At 43.0% G+C, this 23,778-nt stretch carries 24 protein-coding genes, 1 tRNA gene and 1 other RNA gene; 14 read left to right on the forward strand and 12 right to left on the reverse strand.

The features are described from left to right. The first annotated feature begins 40 nt into the window (after positions 1-40). Positions 41-1,330: a glutamyl-tRNA reductase gene (gene hemA, locus WFH18_RS01330; protein ID WP_004731878.1), complete on the forward strand. Its 1,290-nt coding sequence runs from the start codon at positions 41-43 to the stop codon at positions 1,328-1,330. Positions 1,331-1,469: 139 nt separating this feature from the next. Here hemA and WFH18_RS01335 read toward each other — a convergent pair whose 3' ends face one another. Then, positions 1,470-3,392 (reverse strand): DNA primase, encoded by a 1,923-nt coding sequence (locus tag WFH18_RS01335; RefSeq protein ID WP_004280593.1) that lies wholly within the window; start codon positions 3,390-3,392, stop codon positions 1,470-1,472. A 225-nt stretch (positions 3,393-3,617) separates the two neighbouring features. Continuing rightward, entirely contained in the window at positions 3,618-4,583 is a 966-nt protein-coding gene (locus WFH18_RS01340; protein WP_004280592.1) for an outer membrane protein assembly factor BamD, read from the reverse strand. A 71-nt stretch (positions 4,584-4,654) separates the two neighbouring features. On the opposite strand from WFH18_RS01340, the gene rluD reads away from it, so the two are divergent. From rluD to WFH18_RS01355, 3 genes are read left to right on the forward strand one after another with little or no spacing between them, the layout of a single operon-like run. After that, positions 4,655-5,707: a 23S rRNA pseudouridine(1911/1915/1917) synthase RluD gene (gene rluD / locus WFH18_RS01345; protein ID WP_004280590.1), complete on the forward strand. Its 1,053-nt coding sequence runs from the start codon at positions 4,655-4,657 to the stop codon at positions 5,705-5,707. A gap of 37 nt (positions 5,708-5,744) precedes the next feature. Continuing rightward, positions 5,745-6,485: a peptidoglycan editing factor PgeF gene (gene pgeF / locus WFH18_RS01350; RefSeq protein ID WP_004280589.1), complete on the forward strand. Its 741-nt coding sequence runs from the start codon at positions 5,745-5,747 to the stop codon at positions 6,483-6,485. Positions 6,486-6,525: 40 nt separating this feature from the next. Continuing rightward, a complete protein-coding gene (locus tag WFH18_RS01355; protein ID WP_004280587.1) occupies positions 6,526-7,086 on the forward strand; it encodes a flavodoxin family protein in 561 nt (186 codons plus the stop codon). Positions 7,087-7,141: 55 nt separating this feature from the next. On the opposite strand, the gene smpB is transcribed toward WFH18_RS01355, so the two are convergent. Beyond that, positions 7,142-7,621, reverse strand: a complete 480-nt coding sequence (gene smpB, locus WFH18_RS01360) for an SsrA-binding protein SmpB (protein ID WP_004280586.1) — start codon at positions 7,619-7,621, stop codon at positions 7,142-7,144. 139 nt (positions 7,622-7,760) lie between these two features. Here smpB and coaD point away from each other — a divergent pair, with 139 nt between their 5' ends. From coaD to WFH18_RS01380, 4 genes are all read left to right on the forward strand, one after another. After that, positions 7,761-8,252 carry a pantetheine-phosphate adenylyltransferase gene (gene coaD / locus WFH18_RS01365; protein WP_004280585.1) on the forward strand — a complete coding sequence of 164 codons (492 nt, stop codon included), beginning with the start codon at positions 7,761-7,763 and terminating at the stop codon, positions 8,250-8,252. Between the two features lies 1 nt (position 8,253). After that, on the forward strand, positions 8,254-8,517 hold the full coding sequence (locus WFH18_RS01370) for a YfhL family 4Fe-4S dicluster ferredoxin (protein ID WP_004280584.1): 264 nt from the start codon (positions 8,254-8,256) through the stop codon (positions 8,515-8,517). 26 nt (positions 8,518-8,543) lie between these two features. After that, positions 8,544-8,921: RNase P RNA component class A (gene rnpB / locus WFH18_RS01375), an RNA gene on the forward strand. Positions 8,922-8,993: 72 nt separating this feature from the next. Then, a tRNA-Met gene (locus WFH18_RS01380) sits at positions 8,994-9,070 on the forward strand. A 37-nt stretch (positions 9,071-9,107) separates the two neighbouring features. On the opposite strand, the gene WFH18_RS01385 is transcribed toward WFH18_RS01380, so the two are convergent. The 3 genes from WFH18_RS01385 to WFH18_RS01395 form a co-directional block, all read right to left on the reverse strand. Next, positions 9,108-9,980 carry a hypothetical protein gene (locus WFH18_RS01385; protein ID WP_004280583.1) on the reverse strand — a complete coding sequence of 291 codons (873 nt, stop codon included), beginning with the start codon at positions 9,978-9,980 and terminating at the stop codon, positions 9,108-9,110. Between the two features lie 37 nt (positions 9,981-10,017). Continuing rightward, on the reverse strand, positions 10,018-10,644 hold the full coding sequence (locus WFH18_RS01390) for a CatB-related O-acetyltransferase (RefSeq protein WP_004280581.1): 627 nt from the start codon (positions 10,642-10,644) through the stop codon (positions 10,018-10,020). Positions 10,645-10,745: 101 nt separating this feature from the next. Next, positions 10,746-11,150 (reverse strand): RidA family protein, encoded by a 405-nt coding sequence (locus WFH18_RS01395; protein ID WP_004280579.1) that lies wholly within the window; start codon positions 11,148-11,150, stop codon positions 10,746-10,748. Between the two features lie 136 nt (positions 11,151-11,286). Between WFH18_RS01395 and WFH18_RS01400 the strand changes: the two genes are divergently transcribed. Continuing rightward, a complete protein-coding gene (locus WFH18_RS01400; RefSeq protein ID WP_004280578.1) occupies positions 11,287-11,880 on the forward strand; it encodes a TetR/AcrR family transcriptional regulator in 594 nt (197 codons plus the stop codon). A gap of 72 nt (positions 11,881-11,952) precedes the next feature. Here the strand turns inward: WFH18_RS01400 and greA are convergent, their stop codons facing one another. The 4 genes from greA to WFH18_RS01420 form a co-directional block, all read right to left on the reverse strand. Then, a complete protein-coding gene (greA, locus tag WFH18_RS01405; RefSeq protein WP_004280577.1) occupies positions 11,953-12,429 on the reverse strand; it encodes a transcription elongation factor GreA in 477 nt (158 codons plus the stop codon). A gap of 91 nt (positions 12,430-12,520) precedes the next feature. Further along, positions 12,521-15,751 (reverse strand): carbamoyl-phosphate synthase large subunit, encoded by a 3,231-nt coding sequence (gene carB / locus WFH18_RS01410; protein WP_004280576.1) that lies wholly within the window; start codon positions 15,749-15,751, stop codon positions 12,521-12,523. Positions 15,752-15,764: 13 nt separating this feature from the next. Continuing rightward, positions 15,765-16,904, reverse strand: coding sequence for a glutamine-hydrolyzing carbamoyl-phosphate synthase small subunit (carA, locus tag WFH18_RS01415; protein ID WP_004280574.1), 1,140 nt, complete (start codon positions 16,902-16,904; stop codon positions 15,765-15,767). Positions 16,905-17,194: 290 nt separating this feature from the next. Further along, positions 17,195-18,223 carry an IS701 family transposase gene (locus WFH18_RS01420; RefSeq protein WP_080591875.1) on the reverse strand — a complete coding sequence of 343 codons (1,029 nt, stop codon included), beginning with the start codon at positions 18,221-18,223 and terminating at the stop codon, positions 17,195-17,197. 95 nt (positions 18,224-18,318) lie between these two features. On the opposite strand from WFH18_RS01420, the gene WFH18_RS01425 reads away from it, so the two are divergent. Together WFH18_RS01425 and WFH18_RS01430 are read left to right on the forward strand one after the other, a co-directional pair. Continuing rightward, positions 18,319-18,807, forward strand: coding sequence for a hypothetical protein (locus WFH18_RS01425; RefSeq protein ID WP_004280573.1), 489 nt, complete (start codon positions 18,319-18,321; stop codon positions 18,805-18,807). Between the two features lie 101 nt (positions 18,808-18,908). Next, positions 18,909-19,130 (forward strand): hypothetical protein, encoded by a 222-nt coding sequence (locus WFH18_RS01430; RefSeq protein ID WP_004280572.1) that lies wholly within the window; start codon positions 18,909-18,911, stop codon positions 19,128-19,130. A gap of 148 nt (positions 19,131-19,278) precedes the next feature. On the opposite strand, the gene WFH18_RS01435 is transcribed toward WFH18_RS01430, so the two are convergent. Both WFH18_RS01435 and yhbY read right to left on the reverse strand, forming a co-directional pair. Beyond that, on the reverse strand, positions 19,279-19,818 hold the full coding sequence (locus WFH18_RS01435; RefSeq protein ID WP_004280571.1) for a DOMON-like domain-containing protein: 540 nt from the start codon (positions 19,816-19,818) through the stop codon (positions 19,279-19,281). An 11-nt stretch (positions 19,819-19,829) separates the two neighbouring features. Next, positions 19,830-20,153, reverse strand: coding sequence for a ribosome assembly RNA-binding protein YhbY (gene yhbY / locus WFH18_RS01440; RefSeq protein ID WP_004280569.1), 324 nt, complete (start codon positions 20,151-20,153; stop codon positions 19,830-19,832). A 195-nt stretch (positions 20,154-20,348) separates the two neighbouring features. On the opposite strand from yhbY, the gene rlmE reads away from it, so the two are divergent. From rlmE to WFH18_RS01455, 3 genes are all read left to right on the forward strand, one after another. Next, positions 20,349-20,999 carry a 23S rRNA (uridine(2552)-2'-O)-methyltransferase RlmE gene (gene rlmE, locus WFH18_RS01445; RefSeq protein WP_004645756.1) on the forward strand — a complete coding sequence of 217 codons (651 nt, stop codon included), beginning with the start codon at positions 20,349-20,351 and terminating at the stop codon, positions 20,997-20,999. Positions 21,000-21,131: 132 nt separating this feature from the next. Next, positions 21,132-23,021: an ATP-dependent zinc metalloprotease FtsH gene (gene ftsH / locus WFH18_RS01450; protein WP_004280565.1), complete on the forward strand. Its 1,890-nt coding sequence runs from the start codon at positions 21,132-21,134 to the stop codon at positions 23,019-23,021. A 106-nt stretch (positions 23,022-23,127) separates the two neighbouring features. Next, a complete protein-coding gene (locus WFH18_RS01455) occupies positions 23,128-23,742 on the forward strand; it encodes a GNAT family N-acetyltransferase (RefSeq protein WP_004280563.1) in 615 nt (204 codons plus the stop codon). Positions 23,743-23,778: the final 36 nt, after the last annotated feature.

Genomic DNA, 23,778 nt, shown 5'->3' on the forward strand with positions numbered 1-23,778 from the left:
GTTGCACAATAGCATAAATTTAGTGAAATGATGACCTGATATGTCTTTCTTTGCATTGGGTGTCAACCATCAAACTGCCTCTGTAGAACTGCGCGAACAAGTGGCGTTTAACCCTGAAAAGTTAAGTGCCATTCTTGCCGAGCAAAGCCAACACCCTGAACTGAACGACATGGTGGTGGTGTCTACATGTAACCGGACCGAAGTTTACGCCATGTCTGACAATGCTGACATGGTGCTAAACTGGCTCGCCCAGAAAAATGGGGTAGATGTCAAACAACTGCAACATCATGTCTATCGTTATGAAAATGCTCAAGCGGTGACGCATCTGATGCGTGTCGCCAGTGGTCTGGATTCACTGATGCTGGGCGAACCACAAATTCTGGGGCAGGTCAAAACCGCACTTTCTCTGGCCAAAGACTCCCATACGGTGTCGCGCAATCTCAACCGAATTTTTGAATATGCCTTTTATGCCGCTAAACGCGTGCGCTCAGAAACGGCTGTCGGCAGTCATGCGGTCTCAATGGGCTATGCGGTGGCGCAACTGGCCTTGCAAGTATTTAGTCATCCGGACAAGCTGACCATTATGATAGTGGCAGCCGGGGAGATGAACAGTCTGGTGGCCAAACACCTTGCAGAGATGGGGGTGGGCAAGATCATTATCTGTAACCGTACCCGCGAGCGTGCGGATATCCTGGCACAGGAAATTGCACATCGGGTTGAGGTCGAAATTATAGGTTTTGATCAGCTTGCAGAAAATCTGCATCGTGCCGATGTCATTTCCAGTTGTACCGGCAGTTTGCATCAAGTGATCCATTTTACCGATGTAAAGGCTGCACTGAAAAAACGCCGTTACCAGCAGATGCTGCTGGTCGATCTGGCCGTACCGCGCGATATTGATGCCAAAGTAGAAAGCCTGGACGGGGTTTATCTGTATGGCGTTGATGATCTGCAAAGCGTGATTGAGGAAAATCTGGCACAGCGCCGTCAGGCGGCTGTTGAGGCCGAAATCATGGTCAATCAGCTGGCTACAGAACTGATGACCCAGCAAAAGGTCAAACAGGCCGGGGCGACCATTCATGCCTATCGTGATCATGGTGAAACTTTACGTCAGGAAGAATTGACACTGGCAATCCAGCGTATTGCCAAAGGCGAAAAGGCAGATACTGTACTGGCCGAGTTTTCACATCGTTTGACCCAAAAACTGTTACATCCAACCTCTATTGTGCTGCGTGAGGCGGCCAAAGCGGAAGATCCTGCCTATTTTGAGCTGTTGCAGGAAGAACTGGGCAATGTGGTTGCGAAACGTCGTAAATCCAGGCATTCATTTTAATCAGTATGATGAGAGGCTTGGTTCTTTGTTGATTTGTACTTCAACATAAAACCCAACCTGATTGTTTGAGAAAATGATAAATAATACTGTGAGCTAGCACTGACTTCATTTGATTCAAAAGAATCAATAATTTGAAAAATCAGTCTTCTAATAGGGTCATTGAGCGTTTTCGGTCAATTTCATAAATCTGCATTTTCAGATTTTTCATTTCAGCAATGCTGCTAAATTTCTTGGATTTAATCTTGTTTTTTAAACACTGATATTGCAGCTTGGTCGAAAAATCAGCCGCGAGTTTGTCGGCCTGTTCTGGCGATGAGGTGTAATCACTGACATTGGCATGCTGCAAAATATGCTGCAGTTCATGATGATGGGCTGCGCAGGCACCGAGCACATAGTAGATCGACAGTTCGGGATCATCTGGCAAGTCATCAAAAATCACATTCAGAATATTCAAAATTTTAAACAGCAGCTGATCTTCCGCTACCAGCGCGCGCAGCGGCTCAAAATGAATATATAGATAAGGATGATTCATCAAGATCGCAATCACATATTCTTCAGCATCAATTTTGGTACTAAAGCTTAAGGATGCATCCGTATTGACTTTTGGTTGCCATTTACGGTTAAAGCCCAGTTTTTCACGGAAAAATTGCTGCAGCAGATAACGGAAGGAGCCGTGTTTGGGCAGTAATTCAGTCAGATTTTTTAGTTCACCCATGACCTGACTTTTGCCTTCAGGGGTAGTGATATCCTGATTTTGGGTCAGATGGGCGAACACGAAGTCCGACATCAACGGCGCCTGTTCTAATAGGCGTCTGAAGTTCTCTATCCCTTCACGGCGGATCAATGAATCGGGGTCATGGTCAGCGGGCAAGACAAAAAACTTCAGCTCGCGGCCATCATTCAGCAGGGGTAGGGCAATGTCCAAGGTACGGCGCGCTGCTTTTTGACCGGCAGCGTCCCCATCAAAGGCAATGGTCAGCCGGTTACTCTGCTTGAACAGAATATTCAGGTGGTCGGTATTACTCGCTGTGCCTAAAGTCGCCACTGCGCCATGAATGCCATATTGCTGGAGCGCAATTACATCCATATAGCCTTCGACCATCAGCCATTCTTGGGCTTTCTGCTTGCGCCCTTCATACAGACCATACAGCAACTGGTTTTTATGGAAGACCTCAGAATCTGGCGAGTTGATATATTTAGGTTTAATCTCGTCATTGAGTGCGCGACCACCAAAGCCGACCACACGCCCCTTGGTATCACGGATCGGGAAAATCACCCGTTCACGCAGCAGATCAAAATCACGGCCACTGTCGCTGGTACGAATCAGACCTAAAAGTTTTAAGCCTTCAATATCCTGAGGAAAGGCTTTTTCCAGATGTTGCCAGTCTTCGGGCGCATAGCCTAAGCGCCAATAGGCAATGGTTTCTGTAGTCAGACCACGCTGTTTAAAGTATTGCTGAGCGCTCGGGCTGTTGGGTAACTGGCGCTCATAGAACTGCGCGATATTTTCCAGCAGATCATAGAGATTACCGTCTTGCTGAACTTCTGCCATGGGCAGGTGTTCAAAAGAAGCAAAAGGGTCACCATAAAAATCCTGTTCGACTGCCTGAAACTCTGCAAATGGATCGAAACTCGCCGTAGAGGCAGCACTATTATTTTCTGTTGGGGCGTTATTTTGTTGCGGCTGAGCTTGTGGTGCCGCTTGAGCAGGCGCAATTTTAGGTTTGGCTGCTTCACGTTTATATTTTAATTTATTGGAATCGGTATTGTCTTTAGGCAGTTCGATGCCGGTCTGACTGGACAGATCTTTCATCACTTCGACAAAATTACGGCTGCCAATGTCCATTAAAAAACGGATGGCATTACCGTTGGCCTGACAGCCAAAACAGTGAAAATACTGTTTATCACGATAGACGTGGAAAGACGGTGATTTTTCCTGATGAAAAGGGCAGCAGCCTGAATAGGTACGGCCCGTTTTTTTCAGTTTTACGAATTGACCAATCACATCGACAATATCGGTGCGATCGAGAATCTGATCAATCGTATGTTGAGGAATGGCCATGGTCTGTTGAGCTTCTCGCGCTGGTATTTAAGGTCTAAATCACTGAAAAAATGAAAATAGTCTGGCTGAACATTGAATATTTCAAGTTCCTTTGTATACCTTTTGCACGTTTTGTTCAAGCCTTGGCCGGACAACGCAAAAGGGCAAGTATGATACCTTGCCCTTGAGGAAAATGCACCTGTAAAGCACTGTCTTATTTGCTGATGCTGCCGGACTTATTCAGCTTTATTCAGCCGTTTTAGGACGATCAAGCAAACCAAATGAAATACGGTTGGTGATGCTGCGCTTTTCAGTTTCTGGCGCATCTGACTGTGCATCGGTGTCGGTTACAGTCTTGGCTTCTTTACCAAAAATACCCAGTGTCGCGCGGTTAAAGAAACTGCTTTCGCTACGCGCTGCACGCAGATTCACCGTACCATCTGATTTCACCAGATTCGGATAATTCAGCTTTAACACATCCACATATTGCTGAGAAGTCGCTTTATCACCTAGCTGAGCATAGCCATAAGCAACCGTTGCCAGTGCTTCTGGAATCTGCGGAGTTTGTGGATAATGCTCAATCACCCACAAGCCACGTTCAACTGCTGCCAGATACGCCTTACGTTTGATGTTAAAACGTGCTGCGTTCATTTCATGCTCAGCCAGTTCCTGACCGATAAACTGCATACGCTGTGCGGCATCGACTGCATAAGTACTTGATGGATAGCGGCGAATGAAATCAACAAAATTCTGGTAAGCCACTTTCAGGTAGCTGACATCACGATGCGACTGTTTCAGTGAGGTATAACGCAGCAGACCGTTATAGTTCTGTTCCATATTTGAGACACCGCGTACATAGTAGGCATAGTCGACATTCGGATGTTGCGGGTTCAGACGGATAAAACGCTCTGCCAGTGCAACCGCGCCTTCATAATCTTTTTGCTGGAATTTCACATACAACAGTTCAAGCTGCGCTTGCGGAGCATACTGACTGGTCGGGAAATAAGTTTCCAGCGCTTCTAACTGTTTTGCTGCATCGGTATATTGATTACGATCTAGCGCTTTCTGTGCTTTTTGAATATAAACCTGTTCGCTAGATTCTGGACCTTTATCCACGACTTCTTTTTTTGGATTACTGCTACAGCCTACCATTGCCGATGCAATGCCTAATGTCACAGCAAGCATTGTCATTTTATAATGTGGTAGCGACATAAAAATTCCTCTGTTAATACGGGCAATGAGCTACAATTGCACTATTAAACCACTTTTGTCTGAATGAGCAAATGAGTCAAGCACAATCTTCCAATTCTAATATCCCTGATACTGATTTCAATTTACTTGAAGATTCTGAGGATGCAGATAACCATACTTCAGAAGCAACTGCAACACGTTTATCGTTGCAATTTCAACTGGATGAAACTTATATCGGGCAACGGATCGACCAGATTGCCGCAATGGTCTGGAACGATTTTTCTCGAGAAAAATTAAAGCAATGGATTAAAGATGGCAATTTATTGGTGAATGGTCAACCGGTTAAGCCGAAATTTAAAAGTGATGGTTTTGAAACCCTGACTTTAAATGTTGAGCTTGAAGCGCAAACGCGCAGTCTGCCGGAAGACATTCCACTAGATATCATCTATGAAGATGACGATATTATTGTCATCAACAAACCAGTCGGTATGGTGGTGCATCCGGGTGCTGGCAATAGTTCTGGCACCTTGGTCAATGCTTTATTGCATCACTATCCGAAATCGGCTGAACTGGCGCGTGCAGGTCTGGTACATCGTATCGATAAAGACACCAGCGGTCTGTTAGTCGTTGCCAAAAATCTGGAAGCACAGTTTTCTCTTAGCAAACAGCTTGAGAAAAAATCAGTATATCGCCTGTATGACTTGGTGGTTTACGGCAATATTATTGCTGGCGGTACCATTGATGAACCAATCAAACGCCATCCGGTGGATCGTGTGAAAATGACCGTACTTCCAGGTGGTAAAGACGCGGTGACGCATTACAATGTCAAAGAGCGTTTCCAGCATTTTACCCGTGTTCAAGCCCGTCTGGAAACTGGACGTACCCATCAGATCCGTGTGCATTTTAGCTATATCGGCTTTGGCTTGGTGGGCGATCAGGTGTATATGCCACGTGTCCGTATGCCTGCAGGTGCATCGCAATTATTAGATGATACTTTGCGTGGCTTCAAGCGTCAGGCTTTGCATGCTGTACAACTCGGTCTGACCCATCCGCGTACCAAAGAAGAAATGACCTTTGAAGCACCGTGGCCGGAAGACTTTGCCAATCTGGTTGAAGTGCTGCGTACCGAAAACAAAGCCTATTAATCTTTTTATTTAGCTCGCGTCAAAGCAAGGAATCGAGATGCAATTTGTACCAGGACTTCCACAAGGTGTGTATGTCGGCCAGACTCGCGTTCACCATGCGAAAGTACAGCCATCCGCACAGCCTGAGCTTGCAGGTTTTAACTTGGCCTTGCATGTGCAGGATAATGCGCTACGGGTACAACAGCATCGTATGGCTTTATTGCAGGATTTCGCTGCCTTTGGCGTAGATAAGATTACCTGGATGACCCAGACGCATAGCACCATTTGTCATAGCATTAATGAGCAGATGCCATTTACCGCACTGGTCGGAGATGGTCTGGTGACGCAGCGCAAGGTGCATGCCTTGATGATGATGACTGCAGACTGTTTACCTGTAGTAATGGGGAATGCGAAAGGTACGGAAGTTGCCAATTTGCATGCTGGTTGGCGTGGTCTGGCGGGTGGAATTGTTGAAAATACCATTGCCGCCATGCAAACTCCGCCGACTTGGGCCTGGCTCGGGGCAGCAATTAGCCAGCCTTGTTTTGAAATTGGCACTGAAGTAAAAGCGGCTTTTTGTAGTAAATATCCTGAACTGGACAGTGCATTTCAGGCCGGTGAACAGGCAGGTAAATATTATGCCGACCTGTATGCGATTGCGCGTTATATCTTGCAGCAACACGGCATAAATACCGTATTGGGTGGGGATCAGTGTTCTTATCGTCAAGCACATGAATATTTTTCTTATCGCCGTGAGCCAAAAACAGGGCGTATGGCGACATTCGTGTTTATGACATGAAAATGTTAAACTTAACTGAATTTTTTGGCTTTTGAGCGTTATGTCCCTATCTTCCAAATCTGTTGCGATTGTTTATCACAGTCCTTATGGACACACGGCTAAAGTGGCAAATTTTATTGCCGATGGTGCACGGGAAACCGGTGTTCAGGTGCATATGATGAATGTCGAACATATAGACTGGGATGTACTGGATGCCGCCGATGCAATTATATTTGGCTGTCCGACCTATATGGGTAGCCTGACCTCTGCCATGAAGCTATTTATGGAACAGTCTTCCAAGCGCTGGTTGGCACGTACCTGGCAGGGAAAACTGGCAGCGGCTTTTACCAATGGTGGCGGACTTAGTGGCGATAAGCTGGCAGTGTTACAGCAGATCAATCTGTTCGCCATGCAGCACGGTATGCTATGGAGTGGCTTACCATTAATGCCGACAGGTCGTGCCGTGACTGATCTAAACCGGATGTCGAGCTTTTTGGGTTTAATGACCCAGTCAGATAACGCACCGGTAGAAGTGACTCCACCTGAAGGCGATTTAAAAACCGCGTTCTGGTTTGGGGAATATATTGCCCTGACTCTGGCAAGACTGGGCGGTAAAGCTTAAAGTTATAATAAAACCTCCAAATGCGGAGGTTTTTTTATATTCAACTTTTAATCCATTATTTATGGAAAATTCGCGCCTTATCACGTTGCCAGTCACGGTCTTTTTCGGTGGCACGTTTGTCATGAAGCTGCTTACCTTTCACCAGAGCAATTTCCAGCTTGGCATGTGGACCTTTCCAGTAGCAGGCCAGTGGAACGCAGGAATAACCTTTCTGGTTAATCGCACCCATCAACTTTTCAATTTCACGGCGATTCAGCAACAGTTTGCGGGTACGGGTTGCTTCAGGCACCACATGGGTCGAAGCACTTAACAAGGGCTGAACCTGTGCACCAAACAAGAACGCTTCACCATTTTTAAAGGTAATATAACTTTCTACGATGGTCATGCGACCAGCACGCATTGATTTGACTTCCCAGCCTTTTAATGAAAGCCCCGCTTCAAATTTCTCTTCAATAAAATAATCGTGGCGGGCACGTTTATTCAGTGCAATGGTACCGCCATTATTTTTTTTTACTACAATAGATGCTTTCGCCATAATCTGATACTTCCAAACGTGCTGCTATTGTACCGCAACTAGAAATAAGGTGAAGTTTTTTAAATTAATGAGGATTATTCACCAAAAAAACAAGTTTTTGCTAAAATAAGATTCTACATAACAAACAGAGTACAAATGGATGTCTAAAACTCGTGTGATTTATCCGGGGACTTTTGATCCAATTACCAATGGACATATTGATTTGGTAACCCGCGCAGCGCGAATGTTTGATGAAGTTGTGGTAGCGATTGCCATCGGTCATCATAAAAATCCGGTATTTAGTCTGGAAGAGCGTGTCGCATTGGCAAAAGAGTCATTGAGTCATTTGGACAATGTTGAATTTGTAGGTTTTGACGGTTTGCTGGTCAATTTTTTCCGTGAGCAAAAGGCGACTGCTGTATTGCGTGGTTTGCGTGCAGTGTCTGATTTTGAGTACGAATTTCAGCTGGCAAATATGAACCGTCAGCTGGACTCCCATTTTGAAGCGGTGTTTTTAACCCCTTCAGAGCAATATTCTTTTATTTCATCCACTTTGGTGCGTGAAATTGCTCGACTAAGAGGTGATGTAACCAAGTTTGTACCACCAAACGTGGTTGCGGCCTTCGAGCGTAAACTTCAACAAGGTTGGTAGCGTGTCTTTATATATCACCGATGAATGCATTAACTGTGATGTCTGTGAACCTGTATGCCCGAATGAGGCCATCTATATGGGTGAACTCATTTATGAGATTCATCCAGATTTATGTACAGAGTGCGTCGGACATCATGATCAACCGCAGTGCCAGTTGTTCTGTCCGGTGGATTGTATTCCACTGGATCCGAATCATGTCGAAACGCAGGAACAGCTGCAAGCCAAGTATGAAAAACTGACTGCTCAAAAAACATCAAGCAATTAGTCTCGATATTTGATACTATGCCGCTCGAAGTGAGCCAGACGATCGCTGCTGTGGAGATCTCCGTGATTGAAGCAGGGGAGGAAAGTCCGGGCTTCATAGGGCAAGGTGCCAGGTAACGCCTGGGCGGTGTAAACCGACGGCAAGTGCAGCAGAGAGAAGACCGCCTTCATTATGGTTTCGAGCAATCGGAATCGGAGGTAAGGGTGAAAGGGTGCGGTAAGAGCGCACCGCATGGCTGGTAACAGTTCATGGCGAGGTAAACCCCACCGGAAGCAAGACCAAATAGGAATCCATTAGGCATGGCCCATGCTGGATTCGGGTAGGTCGCTTGAGCGCATGAGTGATTGTGCGCCTAGAGGAATGATCGTTCACGACAGAACCCGGCTTATCGGCTCACTTCAACAAATTTTGATCAAACAGCACAATATGGGGTTGACGTGATTTACAGAAAATCCCATAATGCGCGCACAGTTTAAGGCTATGTAGCTCAGTTGGTTAGAGCACCGCACTCATAATGCGGGGGTCACAAGTTCAAGTCTCGTCATAGCCACCATATTCTGAAAAAACCCACTCCGATTGAGTGGGTTTTTTTATGCCCCAATTTTATTTTGATTGGTTTGAATATCAGAGATAGCGGATTTCAAAACTTGTAGGCAAATTTTAGCTGTTTGTTCTCTAGGTGAGAATTTTTCAGTCATTTGCTGAAAAGGATGTATGTAATTTCTAAAATCTCTTAATTCTTTGCTAAATCGATATGTATCTTTTTCAATTAAATTAATTGAATGAGATACTTCAATGAAATTATGAAGTGTCCATTGATCGAAGTTTTTTACTTTGCCATCTTTTTTAGGGCTACAGTTTGAAGTATTAAAAACTCTTGGATTTAAAGAAGCAATATTTAAGAATATTCCCTCTAATGTACTACCAGCTAATAACACAACGGAAAGGTATGCTTCAGCTTTAAAAGCTTTTTCAATTTCTATTATTCTACTTTTGATTACAGGCATTAAGGTTGGGATGAGATTCAACTGAGAGCAATCAAACTTAAATTCATGTTTTATAAAGTTATTTTCAATATTTTCATTATCTGATTGGAATTGTTCATCAAGATTGATTTTTGTAATAGGTGTAAGGTTAATTTCAGTGTTGGTTCTAGTAATTTGATATTTGTCGAATTGTAGATATTTATTGAACTCTTTAATTAAATTATCTAGTCGATTTAAGTCTTCAATATAATTTATAGGATTAAATAAGTTTTTAATACATATATCTAATTTTGGTGTGCCATTTATTTGAGAAAGTCGTAGATCTGTGTACATCCATCTAGATGGAAAACCTTGCCCATATACATCTTGATAATCGAACATACCAAAAAAATCGATAATTTTTGGCCCTGATCGGTATTCGGTGATTTCATTGATTAAGTCACGAAGTTTTTCAAGTGTCTTAGTTGATAGATGCATATTTATTCAAAATAATGGTTTGAATTAAATATAATGTTTAGATCAAACTTTGTACATAATTAAGCAGTGATTTCACATCATCCGTTTGCAATTGCTCACGCATTTTTAAAAACTGCTTTTCATCTATATCATAGATTTTTAGAGAGAGTACTTTTTCTATATCTTCTTGTGGAAAACGGTATTTAATAATTTTTGCAGGTACACCACCAACTACAGCATAAGGCGGTACGTCTTTAGCGACTACTGCACCTGTTGCCACCACAGCACCTTCACCCAGCTTTACACCTTGCATAATCATGGCACGAGAACCAATCCAGCAACCATCACCAATCACTGTATCACCAGCAGGCACAAAACTGCGTGTATCGAACGGAAACGCTGAAATCCAATCGGTACGGTGTAACTGGTTACCTCCCATCATAATTACGCATTCAGCACCAAAACAGACAAAATTGCCGATATAGAGCTGGTCAATCGGCTTCTCAGGCGTAGATGGCTTATCATGTAAATAACGCACCACACAACGCTCAAAACCCTGATCCCAATAAGCTGAGTAGTATGAGTAATTCCCTTTAATGTGAATATTCGGATTTTTCACCGTTTTCGAAATAAACTCGAACTCACACCAATGCTTTACAGGAGAATTAATTAACTTTTCAGACATAAGGGAGATACAAAAAATAGTGAATAAGAAATTATACCTAATCGGGGTTTAAACTTGCTGAATAATATCTAAAAGACATTCGCGCACGCATAAAACAATGATTAAGCTGTGGTCGATGCTGGAGGAATACGAGCAATCACCTTAATTTCAAAATCAAAACCTGCTAACCACGTGACACCTACAGCTGTCCAATTAGGATAAGGCTTTTGCGTAAACACCTGATTTTTAACTTTCATGATGCTTTCGAACTGCTGTTCTGGATCAGTGTGAAAGGTGGTGACATCAACAATATCATCGAAAGTACAACCAGCCGCTGCCAAAGTTGCAGCTAAGTTTTTAAAAGCCTGTTCTACCTGTTTCTCGAAATCTGGTTCAGGAGAACCATCTTCACGGCTACCGACCTGACCAGAAACAAAAAGTAAGTCTTCCGATTTGATCGCAGCAGAATAACCATGCTGTTCATAGAGGGCATGGCGGTCTTGGGGAAATATCGCAGTTCTAGTCATGTCTATTCTCATTCAATATCTAATTTATAAGTGAGTGAAAGCAACTTAACTTTCACATACGCATCGTATGTAAACATAATTGACATACGGAGCGTATGTCAATTAAAATTTTTATGATGATGAGGTAAAGTAATTCATGTCTGTTCGTGAACAAAAAATGGCGGAAACCCGCAAGAAATTAATTGAAGTGGCACGTCGTGCGTTTGCGGAATATGGTTATGCTAGCACTTCAATGGATAAACTCACGGCAGAAGCGGGGCTGACTCGTGGAGCGTTGTATCACCATTTTGGTGATAAAAAAGGCTTGTTTGCTGCAGTGGTCGACCAGATCGATTCGGAAATGGCTTCATCTGCGCAGCAACATCTGGAGCAGCCTGATGATCTGTGGGAAGGATTGATGCTGGAAGGGCGGACCTATATTCAAAATGCCTTAAACTCTGAATTCCAGCGCATTGTATTGCGCGATGGGCCTGCGGTATTGGGTGATCCTGCACACTGGCCAAGTCAAAACAGATGTTTGCAGTCCACGCGTGAATGTGTTGAGCAATTATTGGTAGCAGATCGAATTAAAACAGTTGATCCGGAAGCTGCTGCGGTATTTTTAAATGGTGCTGCAATGAATGCAGCCCTCTGGGTGGCTTCTAGCGAACATCCTGAGCAGGTACTCCCTGAGGCTTTACATGCATTTAATTTATTTGCATCGGGGTTTTTAAAAGAAGCCCAGAGCTAATTCGTTTGTAGGAAGCAGATAAAGGTAAAAAACCCCTCAATCGAGGGGCTTTAAATTAAACAGCTTTAAATTTTAAAGATATTCAACTTTTACAATTTCGTATTCAACTTCACCGTTTGGTGTATTGATTTTCACATCGTCGCCTTCGTTTTTACCTAAAAGACCACGTGCAATTGGCGAGTTCACAGAGATCTTGTTAATCTTAAAGTCTGCTTCGTCATCACCTACAATTTTATAGGTTTTCTGTTCTTCAGTATCCAGATTTTCAATCGTGACCGTTACACCAAAAACCACACGACCATTGTGTTCAAGTTCTTTTACGTCGATCACCTGAGCTGCACCCAGTTTGCCTTCGATGTCCTGAATACGACCTTCACAGAAGCCTTGCTGTTCACGTGCTGCATGGTATTCTGCATTTTCTTTTAAGTCGCCGTGTTCACGCGCTTCTGCAATTGAAGCTGTGATACGTGGACGATCCACTGTTTTCAGTTGGTGTAATTCTTTCTCTAAGGCAATTTTGCCTTCAGGTGTCATAGGATAACGTTGCATGTTGTCCCTCAAAAGTCAGTTGAAAGATATAAAATCTATAAATAAAAAAAAGCCCGCCACCAAGAAGGTGGCGGGACTTCTTGGAAGTGAATTAACCTTTAGTTAGGTCTTGCAAACGATATACATCCATCGGCAATTTAATTGCTAAAGCTTGGCATACTGCATCCGCACCATTCAATGTAGTTGTGTTATACACTTTACCTTGAAGTGCTGAACGACGGATCGAGAATGAGTCTTCTTGTGCCTTTTTGCCTTCAGTCGTGTTAATCACAAGGTGGATTTCGCCGTTTTTAATACGGTCCACAATGTTAGGACGACCTTCAGTTACTTTATTGACACGTTCACATTCAAGACCAGCATCGCTAATCACTTTAAATGTACCATCAGTTGCAAGAATCTTGAAGCCTAGGTCAATCAATTGTTTTGCGATACCAGCCGCACGTGGTTTATCAGAATCACGTACAGAGATAAATGCGTGTTTCACTTCGCCTTCAGTTGGAAGACCTGGTAAACGCTCATTTGCACCTAAAACAGCTTTATAGAACGCTTCACCAAATGTTTTACCAACGCCCATCACTTCGCCAGTCGATTTCATCTCAGGGCCAAGGATCGGGTCAACACCAGGGAATTTGTTGAACGGGAACACTGCTTCTTTGACAGAGAAGTGCTCAGGAATAATCTCAGTTGTGAAGCCTTGCGACTCAAGAGATTGACCAGCCATGCAACGTGCAGCAACTTTCGCTAAAGATTCGCCGATACACTTAGAAACGAATGGCACAGTACGAGACGCACGTGGGTTCACTTCCAAGATGTAAACATCTTCACCTTTGACAGCAAACTGAACGTTCATCAAACCGATTACGCCAAGCTCTTTTGCCATCGCCACAGTTTGACGACGCATTTCGTCCTGAATCTCTTTAGATAGAGAGTAAGGAGGAATTGAACATGCCGAGTCACCTGAATGAATACCCGCTTGTTCGATGTGCTGCATGATGCCGCCGATTACAACGTCTTTACCATCAGATACGCAGTCTACGTCAACTTCGATCGCATCATCTAAGAAACGGTCAAGCAGAACAGGTGCTTCGTTTGATGCTTGAACCGCATCACGTAAGTAGCGTTTGAGTTCTTCATCGTTGTACACGATTTCCATCGCACGACCACCAAGCACGTAAGAAGGACGTACCACTAATGGATAGCCTACTTTAGACGCTTCAGCCATACCTTCTTCAGCAGATTTTACAATGCTGTTGTTTGGTTGACGAAGTTGCAGACGTTGAATCATTTGCTGGAAACGTTCACGGTCTTCTGCACGGTCAATCGCGTCAGGTGATGTACCAATGATTGGCGCACCGGCTTCTTCTAGAGCACGAGCCAATTTCAAAGGTGTTTGACCACCGTACTGAACGATAATGCCTTTAGGCTTCTCGATACGTACGATTTCTAAAACGTCTTCTAAAGTGATTGGTTCGAAGTACAAACGATCTGATGTGTCGTAATCCGTTGAAACTGTTTCAGGGTTACAGTTCACCATAATGGTTTCGTAACCGTCTTCACGCATCGCAAGGGCAGCGTGTACACAGCAGTAATCGAATTCGATCCCTTGACCAATACGGTTAGGACCACCACCAATCACCATGATCTTGTCTTTCGCAGACGGATTAGCTTCACACTCTTCATCGTAAGTTGAGTACATGTAAGCTGTATCAGATTCGAATTCTGCAGCACATGTATCTACACGTTTGTAAACTGGCGTTACGCCCAGGTTCCAACGGTGTTTACGGAATTGTTTTTGTGAAATGCCCATCAAGTCGGCAATGCGAAGATCTGATAAACCTTTACGTTTGAACCCACGGATGTTGTCCGCATTCAAATCACCAAAACCTAAAGTTTTGATTTGGTTTTCAGTTTTGATGATGTCTTCGATTTGAATCAAGAACCAGCGGTCAATGTTCGTTGCAGCGAATACTTCGTCTAAAGTAAAGCCGTGACGGAATGCGTCGCCCACGTACCAAATACGCTCTGGACCTGGAACTTTAAGCTCTTGCAAGATCTTGTCGCGCGCGCCTTCAGCACCCACTTCAATTTTTTCGTCAAAACCAGAAGCGCCAACTTCAAGACCACGAAGGGCTTTTTGTACAGATTCCTGGAAGTTACGGCCAATCGCCATCACTTCACCGACAGATTTCATCTGTGTGGTTAAAGTCGCGTCCGCTTGTGGAAATTTCTCGAAGTTAAAACGAGGAATCTTGGTAACAACGTAGTCGATTGCAGGTTCAAACGATGCAGGTGTTGTACCGCCGGTGATGTCGTTTTTCAACTCATCAAGCGTGTAACCAACCGCTAATTTCGCAGCGATTTTTGCAATTGGGAAACCAGTTGCTTTAGAGGCAAGGGCAGATGAACGTGATACACGTGGGTTCATCTCGATCACAACCATACGACCAGTATTTGGACAAATACCGAACTGTACGTTAGAACCACCTGTTTCTACGCCAATTTCACGTAGTACAGCTAAAGATGCGTTACGTAGAAGTTGGAATTCTTTGTCTGTCAATGTTTGCGCAGGAGCAACAGTGATTGAGTCACCAGTGTGTACGCCCATTGGGTCAAAGTTTTCAATCGTACATACGATGATACAGTTGTCGTTTTTGTCACGAACAACTTCCATCTCGTACTCTTTCCAACCAATTAAAGATTCATCGATCAATAATTGTTTAGTCGGAGAAAGATCGAAACCGCGTTCACAAATTTCGATGAATTCTTCTTTGTTGTAAGCGATACCGCCACCAGAACCACCCATGGTGAATGATGGACGGATAATCACTGGGAAGCCGAAACGTGCTTGAATTTCTAAAGCATGTTCCATTGACTCAGCAACGTCAGCTTTTGGACATTCAAGACCAATTTTACGCATTGCCTGGTCAAACAGTTTGCGGTCTTCAGCTTTTTCAATCGCTTCTTTGGTTGCACCGATTAATTCAACATTGAATTTTTCTAAAATGCCGTGCTCATCGAGGGCAAGGGCACAGTTCAATGCAGTTTGACCACCCATGGTCGGAAGAACAGCGTCTGGGCGTTCTTTCTCAATAATTGCTGCAACAGTTTGCCAAGTAATTGGCTCAATATAAGTTGCATCTGCCATGGTTGGGTCGGTCATGATGGTCGCTGGGTTCGAGTTGACCAAAATAACGCGGTAGCCTTCTTCACGAAGGGCTTTACATGCTTGAGCACCTGAGTAGTCAAACTCACATGCTTGACCGATGACAATCGGACCAGCACCAATAATCAAGATGCTTTTAATGTCAGTACGTTTAGCCATGATGCTTCCTTAATTACTTCTTAGATGCTTCGATAAGTTCGATGAAATGATCGAACAATGGTGCGCAGTCATGTGGACCCGGGCTTGCTTCAGGGTGACCCTGGAAGCTGAACGCAGGTTTGTCTGTACGATGGATACCTTGGTTGGTGCCATCAAACAGTGAGCGATGCGTTACACGCAACACATCAGGCAGATTGCTTTCATCGACTGCGAAGCCATGGTTTTGAGAAGTAATCATCACTGTACCGTTATCAAGATTTTGTACAGGATGGTTCGCACCGTGGTGGCCGTGAGGCATTTTTAAGGTTTTAGCACCACTTGCAAGCGCAAGGATCTGGTGACCCAGGCAGATACCAAATACTGGAATTTCAGTGGTTTCTACAATTGTTTTTACAGCTTCAATTGCGTAGTCACATGCAGCCGGATCACCAGGACCGTTCGAAAGGAACACGCCATCTGGATTCAGTGCAAGTACATCAGCAGCAGGAGTTTGCGCCGGCACAACAGTCAGTTTACAACCGCGGTCTGCGAGCATACGTAAGATGTTGGTTTTGACACCGTAATCGTATGCAACAACATGGAATTTAGCTTCTGGTTGAGAGAAACCTTTGCCTAATGTCCAAGAGCCTTCAGTCCATTCAAAACCTTCAGGGTCGCAACATTCTTTTGCCAGGTCTAAACCGTTTAAACCACCAAATGCACGTGCTTTTTCAAGCGCTTCAGCTTCAGTGATATTTTCGCCAGCAAGGATACAGCCATTTTGCGCACCTTTGTCACGTAAGATACGTGTCAATTTACGCGTGTCGATATCCGCAATTGCCACAACATTGTGTTGTACCAAATATTCAGCTAATGATTGGGTTGAACGGAAGTTACTGTGCAGTAAAGGCAGGTCACGAATGATCAATCCGTTCGCCCAAACCTTATGAATACGACCTGATTCAGCGTCTTCTTCATTACAGCCTGTGTTACCGATATGTGGGTAAGTCAGTGTCACAAGTTGCTGTGCATAACTCGGGTCAGTCAAAATTTCTTGATAGCCAGTCATGGCAGTGTTGAAAACGACTTCACCAGTCGTACTACCCGATGCGCCAATCGAAGTACCTTTAAAGATAGTTCCGTCGGCAAGGGCTAAAATTGCTGGGGTGCTCAAACCAAAGCTCCTGAAATTTAGGCTGTAAAAAAGCGAGAAGACGAAAAAAAAGGAAGGCTATTTTTTAAACCTACCCTCCTATGTCTGCTCGCTTGAACTTAACACGGCATTATACGCAGAATGACCCCTAAAGTCCAACGGCTTTGCAGCGAAAGTATGAGATAAATGGCTTGCTTTTTGCATGGAAGTCTGTTTTGTAAGCAATGTGAAAAAATGTAAGCAATTAATAATTGTCAGACAAATCAAATCTTAATTTTTATCAAATCTACTAATATAGGACTTACGCACTATTATTTATAGATTTTCTGTGGCAGCAGATGATTCTTATCGAGAATAAATTCATCAATAAAGTTCTTGATAATTGGTCTAAATAATTTCTTCTGCCAACGATATACATTTTCAAAGATCCGCTCAAACTGGTTCTTTTGTATCTCAACATAGGCCATCAAGGCTGAGAAAATATGATTCAAAATCAGCTTAGATCGTCTTACTTGAAACTTTTCAATATGACAAACCTGTTTAATTACTCGATGATATTGTTCTATTTTCCAATGACTTGAATGTAATTCATAAAAACCATCAAAGGACAATAAATCATCTTCATCTTGATGCACAATATAAAATCTCTGCTGTTCTTTTAACTGAGTCTTAAATAATTGTACAAAGCCAACATCTTTGAGCCAGACCACTTGACCCTGATGAAAATTCGGCAATAAACGGAGTTGAAACCATTGTCCTTTTTCAGGGGAAACCTTACGGTTACTGTCGACACCAAACATAAATCGAATACCATGTTTTCTTATGGTTTTTAGATTTTCAGTCGATGAATACCAACTATCACCTGTAATGAATTGAATCTTTGCACCCCAATCGAGTACTTCACTTAACATCTCCATAAAGTAATCATTCTTGGTTTTACTTTCTGACTTATCATAAATTCGAAAATTAATTGGAATATTTTTGCCATGTTGATCTGTCGCATACAAGGTAATGAGATTAATACCCTTGACGGATCGGTGGTGTTTACCTGACCAAAAATAGCTAACTAAGTCCATATGTTGACTATATGGCTTATCTAAAACAGTATCATCAATACTGACTATAAGTTTATTATTATCAATGTGTTGAATTGCTTCTTGATATAGATCGTGAGCTGTGTAGTCTTCACGCTCCAAAAAGCGATTTACACTGTCATGCGAGATATTATAAGTCTCGGCAAGTTGTGTGCAGCTAATAGAGTTTGGTTCTGTCATGAGAAAGCCCATATAAATGGGTAATGTACAAGTTGCTGTAGAAGCATGTTTAGTTCGTCTGATCACAGATACGTTATAAAGTAGTTTGAGACTTTTTTAAATCCGTCAATGCGTAAGTCCTATAATATAGCTTAGTCGATATAACAATAGGAACAAGACAAATGGCTACAGCACCTAAATCTACTACATCTAAAAAAATCACTCCGAGCGTGGTCACTGAAACTGCCGAGAAGCTTGAAAAAGTAGCAGTCGAGGCTAAAGATCAGGCAATTGAAACCATCGAGGAAAGTAAGGAAAAGCTTGAAGTTGAAGCCAAACAGTTAAACGATACTGTGCAGGAACAATTGCGTCAATTTAAGCAGGAGGTGTTACAGCGTATTGATACTTTGAAGGAGCAGATTTTCGGTTCGCAGAAAGAATTAACCGAATTGAAAAGCTTTATCAAGACAGAATTCAACGCGGTCATCGAAGACTTATCTAATCTGGGTAAAGAACTGAAAGAAGATGTCAGTCAGATTTCGACCAAGCATAAGGAACATCTGACCGATACTTTTAAACGTTCTAAGGACAGTACCATTGAAGTACTGAAAAAAGTCAAACCCGTGGTGAAAACAGAGAGCTCAGACAAAAGTCCTGAGCTGAAAAGTTAGGCTGCGCTGAAAGGCCGCTATTTAAAAAGGAGAACAATCAATGTTCTCCTTTGTCTTTATGCAGCAAAACGGACTCACAATAACAATTAAAGGGGGTCACGATGCAACAGCATTTTGTAGGTGTACTTATTTTACTGATATTGATCATGCTACTGAATCTGGAAAGCGGATTGGGGCGCATACTTTATCTGGGTGTAATCGTATTATGTCTGGGAGTACTGGGACTGGTGTTTGGGACCATTCTTTTGATGATCATTACTTTTGCTTTTATTCTTTATGCTGCTGTGAAATCTATTCAGGAGCAGCATCATCTGCATCACTAAAATATGAACGTTGAAAACAATAAAAAATCTAAAATAATTACATAGAGGATCAATCATTGTTAAGCGATAAACAAAAACGTGAGACTTTAAGTCTCACGTTTTATTCGCCTGTTACACTTTAAATAGCTGATGCACAGCGTCAATCTATTTAAAACACATGCAACCAGTCACGTTTATTATGAAAATCTGCCTGAGGACTACTATGCTGCATGGCATAGTATTGATCACCTTGCGAGGTTTTTAAAACAGCAGATAAACCCAGGAACAAGTTTTCCCATTTCAGTTTATGTGTTGCCATAAAATCAGTCAGATCCACACTGACATTAAGACCATAATGCGTGCGTTTGAGCTGATTCAACTCAATATCATCCGCAGCTTGCGGTGGCATATCTTCAGGATAACGGTATTCTTCGAATTGATAAGCCTGCCAGGCCTGAGAAGGGGAAAGATTAATCTCACGATAAAAATCTTCGCCCTGAACCCCAATAAAAATTTCAAAGCAGGTCTGTTCCCACAGGAAATCCTGACGGGGATGTGCCGTCACCATGTCGGGCCACAAGATGTACTGATTGGGATCACGGATCCAGAAGCCCACATTTAAATTGCATGGGCCTTGCTGTTCAATGGCGGCAACCAGAGAGATGGCCTGAAAACGGCGATCAAATGCGCTAAGTTCGTAACTTGCCATAAGTCCTGTACTTAGTTAGACAGATGAGCGAAACGGACAAGGTTAGACAATTTTTGGTTTTGTTTCGCAGCTTTCTTGTAAAGCAGCGCAATTTTACCAATAGTTTGAACTACTTCGGCACCAGTCGCTTCTGAAATTTCAGCAATCAATGCTGCACGCGCTTCACGATCTTCAGCTACGATTTTTACTTTAATCAGTTCGTGATCATTTAAAGCACGCGCCAATTCTTCGATGACATTTTCAGTCAGGCCTTTGTCACCCAGCATAACGACCGGGTTTAAAGCATGTCCGATTTGACGTAAACGCTTACGTTCCTGAATAGATAAAGACGCCATGAGAGATAACCTGAATTTTAAAACGGCTTAGTATAGCAAAAGCAAAAAACAAACGCTTTAAATTCTCAGGAAATAATCATTTCCAATATCTCTTCATAACGAGCAAAACTCCTCGATTTAGATACACATGTATACTGCAAAATATGTCTTTTTCACGTACAATTAATAATTAGACGTTTTTTTATTTAGAGAGTTATGGCTACACGCATTACCAACCAAAAGTTATCTAAAAGTAGTCGTGATTGGATGAGAGAGCATTTAGACGATCCTTATGTGAAAAAGGCACAAAAGGACGGCTATCGTGCGCGTGCAGCATATAAGCTCTTAGAAATGCAAGAAAAGTACAAGATCATCAAACCCGGCATGACCGTGGTCGACTTGGGTGCAGCTCCCGGGAGTTGGTCACAAATCGCCGGTAAGTTGGTCGGCGACAAAGGTTTATTGATTGCATCTGACATTTTACCAATGGATGCATTACCTGATGTGACTTTCTTGCAAGGTGACTTTCGCGAAGAAGAAGTCTTCCAGCAATTGTTAGAAATTTTAGATGGTCGTACTGTAGACGTTGTAATTTCAGATATGGCCCCCAATACATCAGGTAATAAGGCTGTAGATCAACCGCGTCAGATTTACTTGTGTGAACTTGCACTGGATTTTGCCAACAAGGTGCTAGGCCCTAAAGGTCAATTTGTGGTAAAAGTTTTCCAAGGTTCAGGTTTTGACGAATTCCGTAAGCAAGTGGTTGATAGTTTTGATGTTCTGAAAACATCTAAACCTTTGGCATCACGTGCTCGCTCCAAGGAGGTTTTCCTGATCGGGCAGGGACGTAAGAAGGCTTTAAAATAAGTCTACTTGCCAAGTCGTTAAAAATTGTGCATTTTGTACGTTTTTAGATAATTGTAAGTTGATTTACAGCTTAAGTATTAAGGTCACCCTGAACAGGGCATGATCAAATTAGATTGGAATGGGAATAAAGCTTTGAGCGATCTTTTTAAGAATGCCGTATTGTGGCTCGTGATACTGGGTGTGCTGGTGTTAATCTTCAGCAACGTCAGTGACCGCAATCAACCGACTACAATGAACTACTCAGAGTTTGTTGCCGCGGTCAATGCTGGCCAAATTAAACAAGTTGTGATTGACGGCGAAAGAATCCGTGGCGAAAAATCGAACGGTTCAGAGTTTGAAAGTATCCGTCCGGCAGTTCAGGATCCTGAACTGATGCCAAGCCTGATTAAAAATAATGTTGTGGTTGAAGGTGAAGCACCACAACGTCAAGGCTTGCTCATGCAGTTGCTTATTGCAAGTTTCCCTGTACTTTTAATCATTTTGTTATTCATGTTCTTTATGCGCAACATGGGTGGCGGTGCAGGTGGTAAAAACGGCCCAATGAGTTTTGGTAAATCTAAAGCCAAAATGCTGTCTGAAGACCAGATTAAAGTCACTTTCACTGATGTTGCTGGTTGTGACGAAGCCAAGCAAGAAGTCGTTGAAATCGTAGATTTCCTGAAAGATCCAACCAAATTTAAACGTCTGGGTGCGAGTATTCCACGCGGTGTGTTAATGGTCGGTCCTCCAGGTACGGGTAAAACCTTACTTGCCAAAGCCATTGCCGGTGAAGCGAAAGTTCCATTCTTTAGTATTTCAGGTTCTGACTTCGTTGAGATGTTTGTCGGTGTTGGTGCATCCCGTGTTCGTGACATGTTCGAACAGGCGAAACGTCATGCACCATGTATCATCTTTATTGATGAGATTGATGCAGTCGGTCGTCACCGTGGTTCAGGTACCGGTGGTGGTCACGATGAACGTGAACAGACACTGAACCAGATGCTAGTTGAAATGGACGGCTTTGAAGGTAATGAAGGCATTATCGTGATTGCTGCAACCAACCGTGCAGATGTACTGGATAAAGCACTTCTTCGTCCAGGCCGTTTTGACCGTCAAGTTGTAGTTGGTTTGCCAGACATCAAAGGTCGTGAACAAATCCTGAATGTACATTTGAAAAAATTACCTTCAGTGACAGGTGTGGATGTTAAGGTTCTTGCACGTGGTACACCTGGCTTCTCGGGTGCGCAATTGGCAAACCTAGTGAATGAAGCTGCTCTGTTTGCTGCACGCCGTAACAAGAACACCGTCGATATGCATGACTTCGAAGATGCAAAAGACAAGCTGTATATGGGTCCTGAGCGTAAATCGATGGTACTTCGTGATGAAGAGCGTCGCGCGACAGCTTATCATGAAGCAGGTCATGCAATTGTTGCTGAAAGCTTGCCAGGTACAGATCCTGTGCATAAAGTGACGATCATGCCGCGTGGCTGGGCTTTAGGTGTCACCTGGCAGCTGCCTGAATTTGACCAGACTAGCCATTATAAAGACAAAATGTTGAATGAACTTTCGATTTTGTTTGGTGGCCGTATTGCTGAAGAAGTCTTCATTAACCAGATGTCGACTGGCGCTTCAAATGACTTTGAGCGTGCAACTAAAATGGCACGTGCGATGGTGACCAAATATGGTATGTCTGACAAACTCGGTGTCATGGTCTATGAAGAAGATGCACAGCAATCTTTCATGGGCAGTATTGGTAGCCGCAGTATTTCGGAAACTACACAACTAGAAGTCGATCGTGAAATTCGTCGAATTCTGGATGAGCAATATAAAATCGCACGCGATATCCTGGAAAGCAAAAAAGATATTGCCCATGCGATGGTGAAAGCCTTGATGGAATGGGAAACCATTGATCGTGATCAAATCCGTGACATCATGGAAGGTCGTGAGCCTCAGCCACCAAAGGTCTATGTTGCAGATAATCCTGTGATTGATGTAACGCCAGATGATGGTCCGTTGACTCCTCCGCCATTGCCAGCGAACTAAGCTCAATAAAAAAACCACCTTCGGGTGGTTTTTTTATGCTTGTCATTTTTGTCATATCTTTTTGAGTGTTATATTGAGCGATTAAAAATGAATAAGAAAAACCAAAATGAATATGCCTGTTCTGGAATCCAGTGTTTACCAGCTTCGTCTTGAACCGTTGAGCTGGGAACATTTTTCTGATTTAGCCATCGCATGCGCTGAAGAAAATTTAGGCGAGATTTTATATAACTCAGTGCCTTATCTGCATAACTTAAAAAAATATTTTTCGCAGACCTTTGAACAGCAAGCTCAAGGTGAAAGGATGGCTTTTGCTGTAATCGATTTAAACTCCGGCCAAGCAATTGGAACCACCAGTTATCATGATATTAAGGCGGAAATTCCAAGTTTTGAAATTGGTTATACCTGGTATGCCAAGCGCTATCACAGAACCTATGTAAATCGCGTCTGTAAATATCTTTTGTTAAGACATGCTTTTGAAAATTTAAATGCTCAGGTGGTCGGCTTTCGGACTGATCACTTGAATCTTCCCAGCCAAAAAGCGATTGAAGCAATAGGTGCCAAACGAGATGGCATTATCAGGTGTCATATGCTACGTAAAGATGGACAGACTATTCGAGATAGCTACATCTATAGTATTTTAGAAAGTGAATGGGTAGATGTGAAAGCATTATTACAATCTAAACTGATGCAATATTCCCGAAACAATTACTTCGAAATCTAGCGATTATTCTTATTCAGCTTTGCTTTATTTAATTAT

The sequence above is a fragment of the Acinetobacter sp. USHLN143 genome, assembly GCF_037145695.1.
Lineage (GTDB): Bacteria > Pseudomonadota > Gammaproteobacteria > Pseudomonadales > Moraxellaceae > Acinetobacter > Acinetobacter fasciculus.

Excerpts from the sequence above, each read along its gene's own strand:
- rlmE (WP_004645756.1), top strand. The coding sequence starts at position 20,349 with ATGGCTACACGCATTACCAACCAAAAGTTATCTAAAAGTAGTCGTGAT.
- coaD (WP_004280585.1), top strand. The coding sequence starts at position 7,761 with ATGTCTAAAACTCGTGTGATTTATCCGGGGACTTTTGATCCAATTACC.
- WFH18_RS01335 (WP_004280593.1), bottom strand. The coding sequence starts at position 3,392 with ATGGCCATTCCTCAACATACGATTGATCAGATTCTCGATCGCACCGAT.
- WFH18_RS01355 (WP_004280587.1), top strand. The coding sequence starts at position 6,526 with ATGTCCCTATCTTCCAAATCTGTTGCGATTGTTTATCACAGTCCTTAT.
- WFH18_RS01435 (WP_004280571.1), bottom strand. The coding sequence starts at position 19,818 with ATGGCAAGTTACGAACTTAGCGCATTTGATCGCCGTTTTCAGGCCATC.
- WFH18_RS01385 (WP_004280583.1), bottom strand. The coding sequence starts at position 9,980 with ATGCATCTATCAACTAAGACACTTGAAAAACTTCGTGACTTAATCAAT.
- greA (WP_004280577.1), bottom strand. The coding sequence starts at position 12,429 with ATGCAACGTTATCCTATGACACCTGAAGGCAAAATTGCCTTAGAGAAA.
- WFH18_RS01455 (WP_004280563.1), top strand. The coding sequence starts at position 23,128 with ATGAATATGCCTGTTCTGGAATCCAGTGTTTACCAGCTTCGTCTTGAA.
- WFH18_RS01430 (WP_004280572.1), top strand. The coding sequence starts at position 18,909 with ATGCAACAGCATTTTGTAGGTGTACTTATTTTACTGATATTGATCATG.
- WFH18_RS01340 (WP_004280592.1), bottom strand. The coding sequence starts at position 4,583 with ATGTCGCTACCACATTATAAAATGACAATGCTTGCTGTGACATTAGGC.
- WFH18_RS01390 (WP_004280581.1), bottom strand. The coding sequence starts at position 10,644 with ATGTCTGAAAAGTTAATTAATTCTCCTGTAAAGCATTGGTGTGAGTTC.
- carB (WP_004280576.1), bottom strand. The coding sequence starts at position 15,751 with ATGGCTAAACGTACTGACATTAAAAGCATCTTGATTATTGGTGCTGGT.
- pgeF (WP_004280589.1), top strand. The coding sequence starts at position 5,745 with ATGCAATTTGTACCAGGACTTCCACAAGGTGTGTATGTCGGCCAGACT.
- smpB (WP_004280586.1), bottom strand. The coding sequence starts at position 7,621 with ATGGCGAAAGCATCTATTGTAGTAAAAAAAAATAATGGCGGTACCATT.
- WFH18_RS01425 (WP_004280573.1), top strand. The coding sequence starts at position 18,319 with ATGGCTACAGCACCTAAATCTACTACATCTAAAAAAATCACTCCGAGC.
- WFH18_RS01395 (WP_004280579.1), bottom strand. The coding sequence starts at position 11,150 with ATGACTAGAACTGCGATATTTCCCCAAGACCGCCATGCCCTCTATGAA.
- hemA (WP_004731878.1), top strand. The coding sequence starts at position 41 with ATGTCTTTCTTTGCATTGGGTGTCAACCATCAAACTGCCTCTGTAGAA.
- yhbY (WP_004280569.1), bottom strand. The coding sequence starts at position 20,153 with ATGGCGTCTTTATCTATTCAGGAACGTAAGCGTTTACGTCAAATCGGA.
- WFH18_RS01400 (WP_004280578.1), top strand. The coding sequence starts at position 11,287 with ATGTCTGTTCGTGAACAAAAAATGGCGGAAACCCGCAAGAAATTAATT.
- rluD (WP_004280590.1), top strand. The coding sequence starts at position 4,655 with ATGAGTCAAGCACAATCTTCCAATTCTAATATCCCTGATACTGATTTC.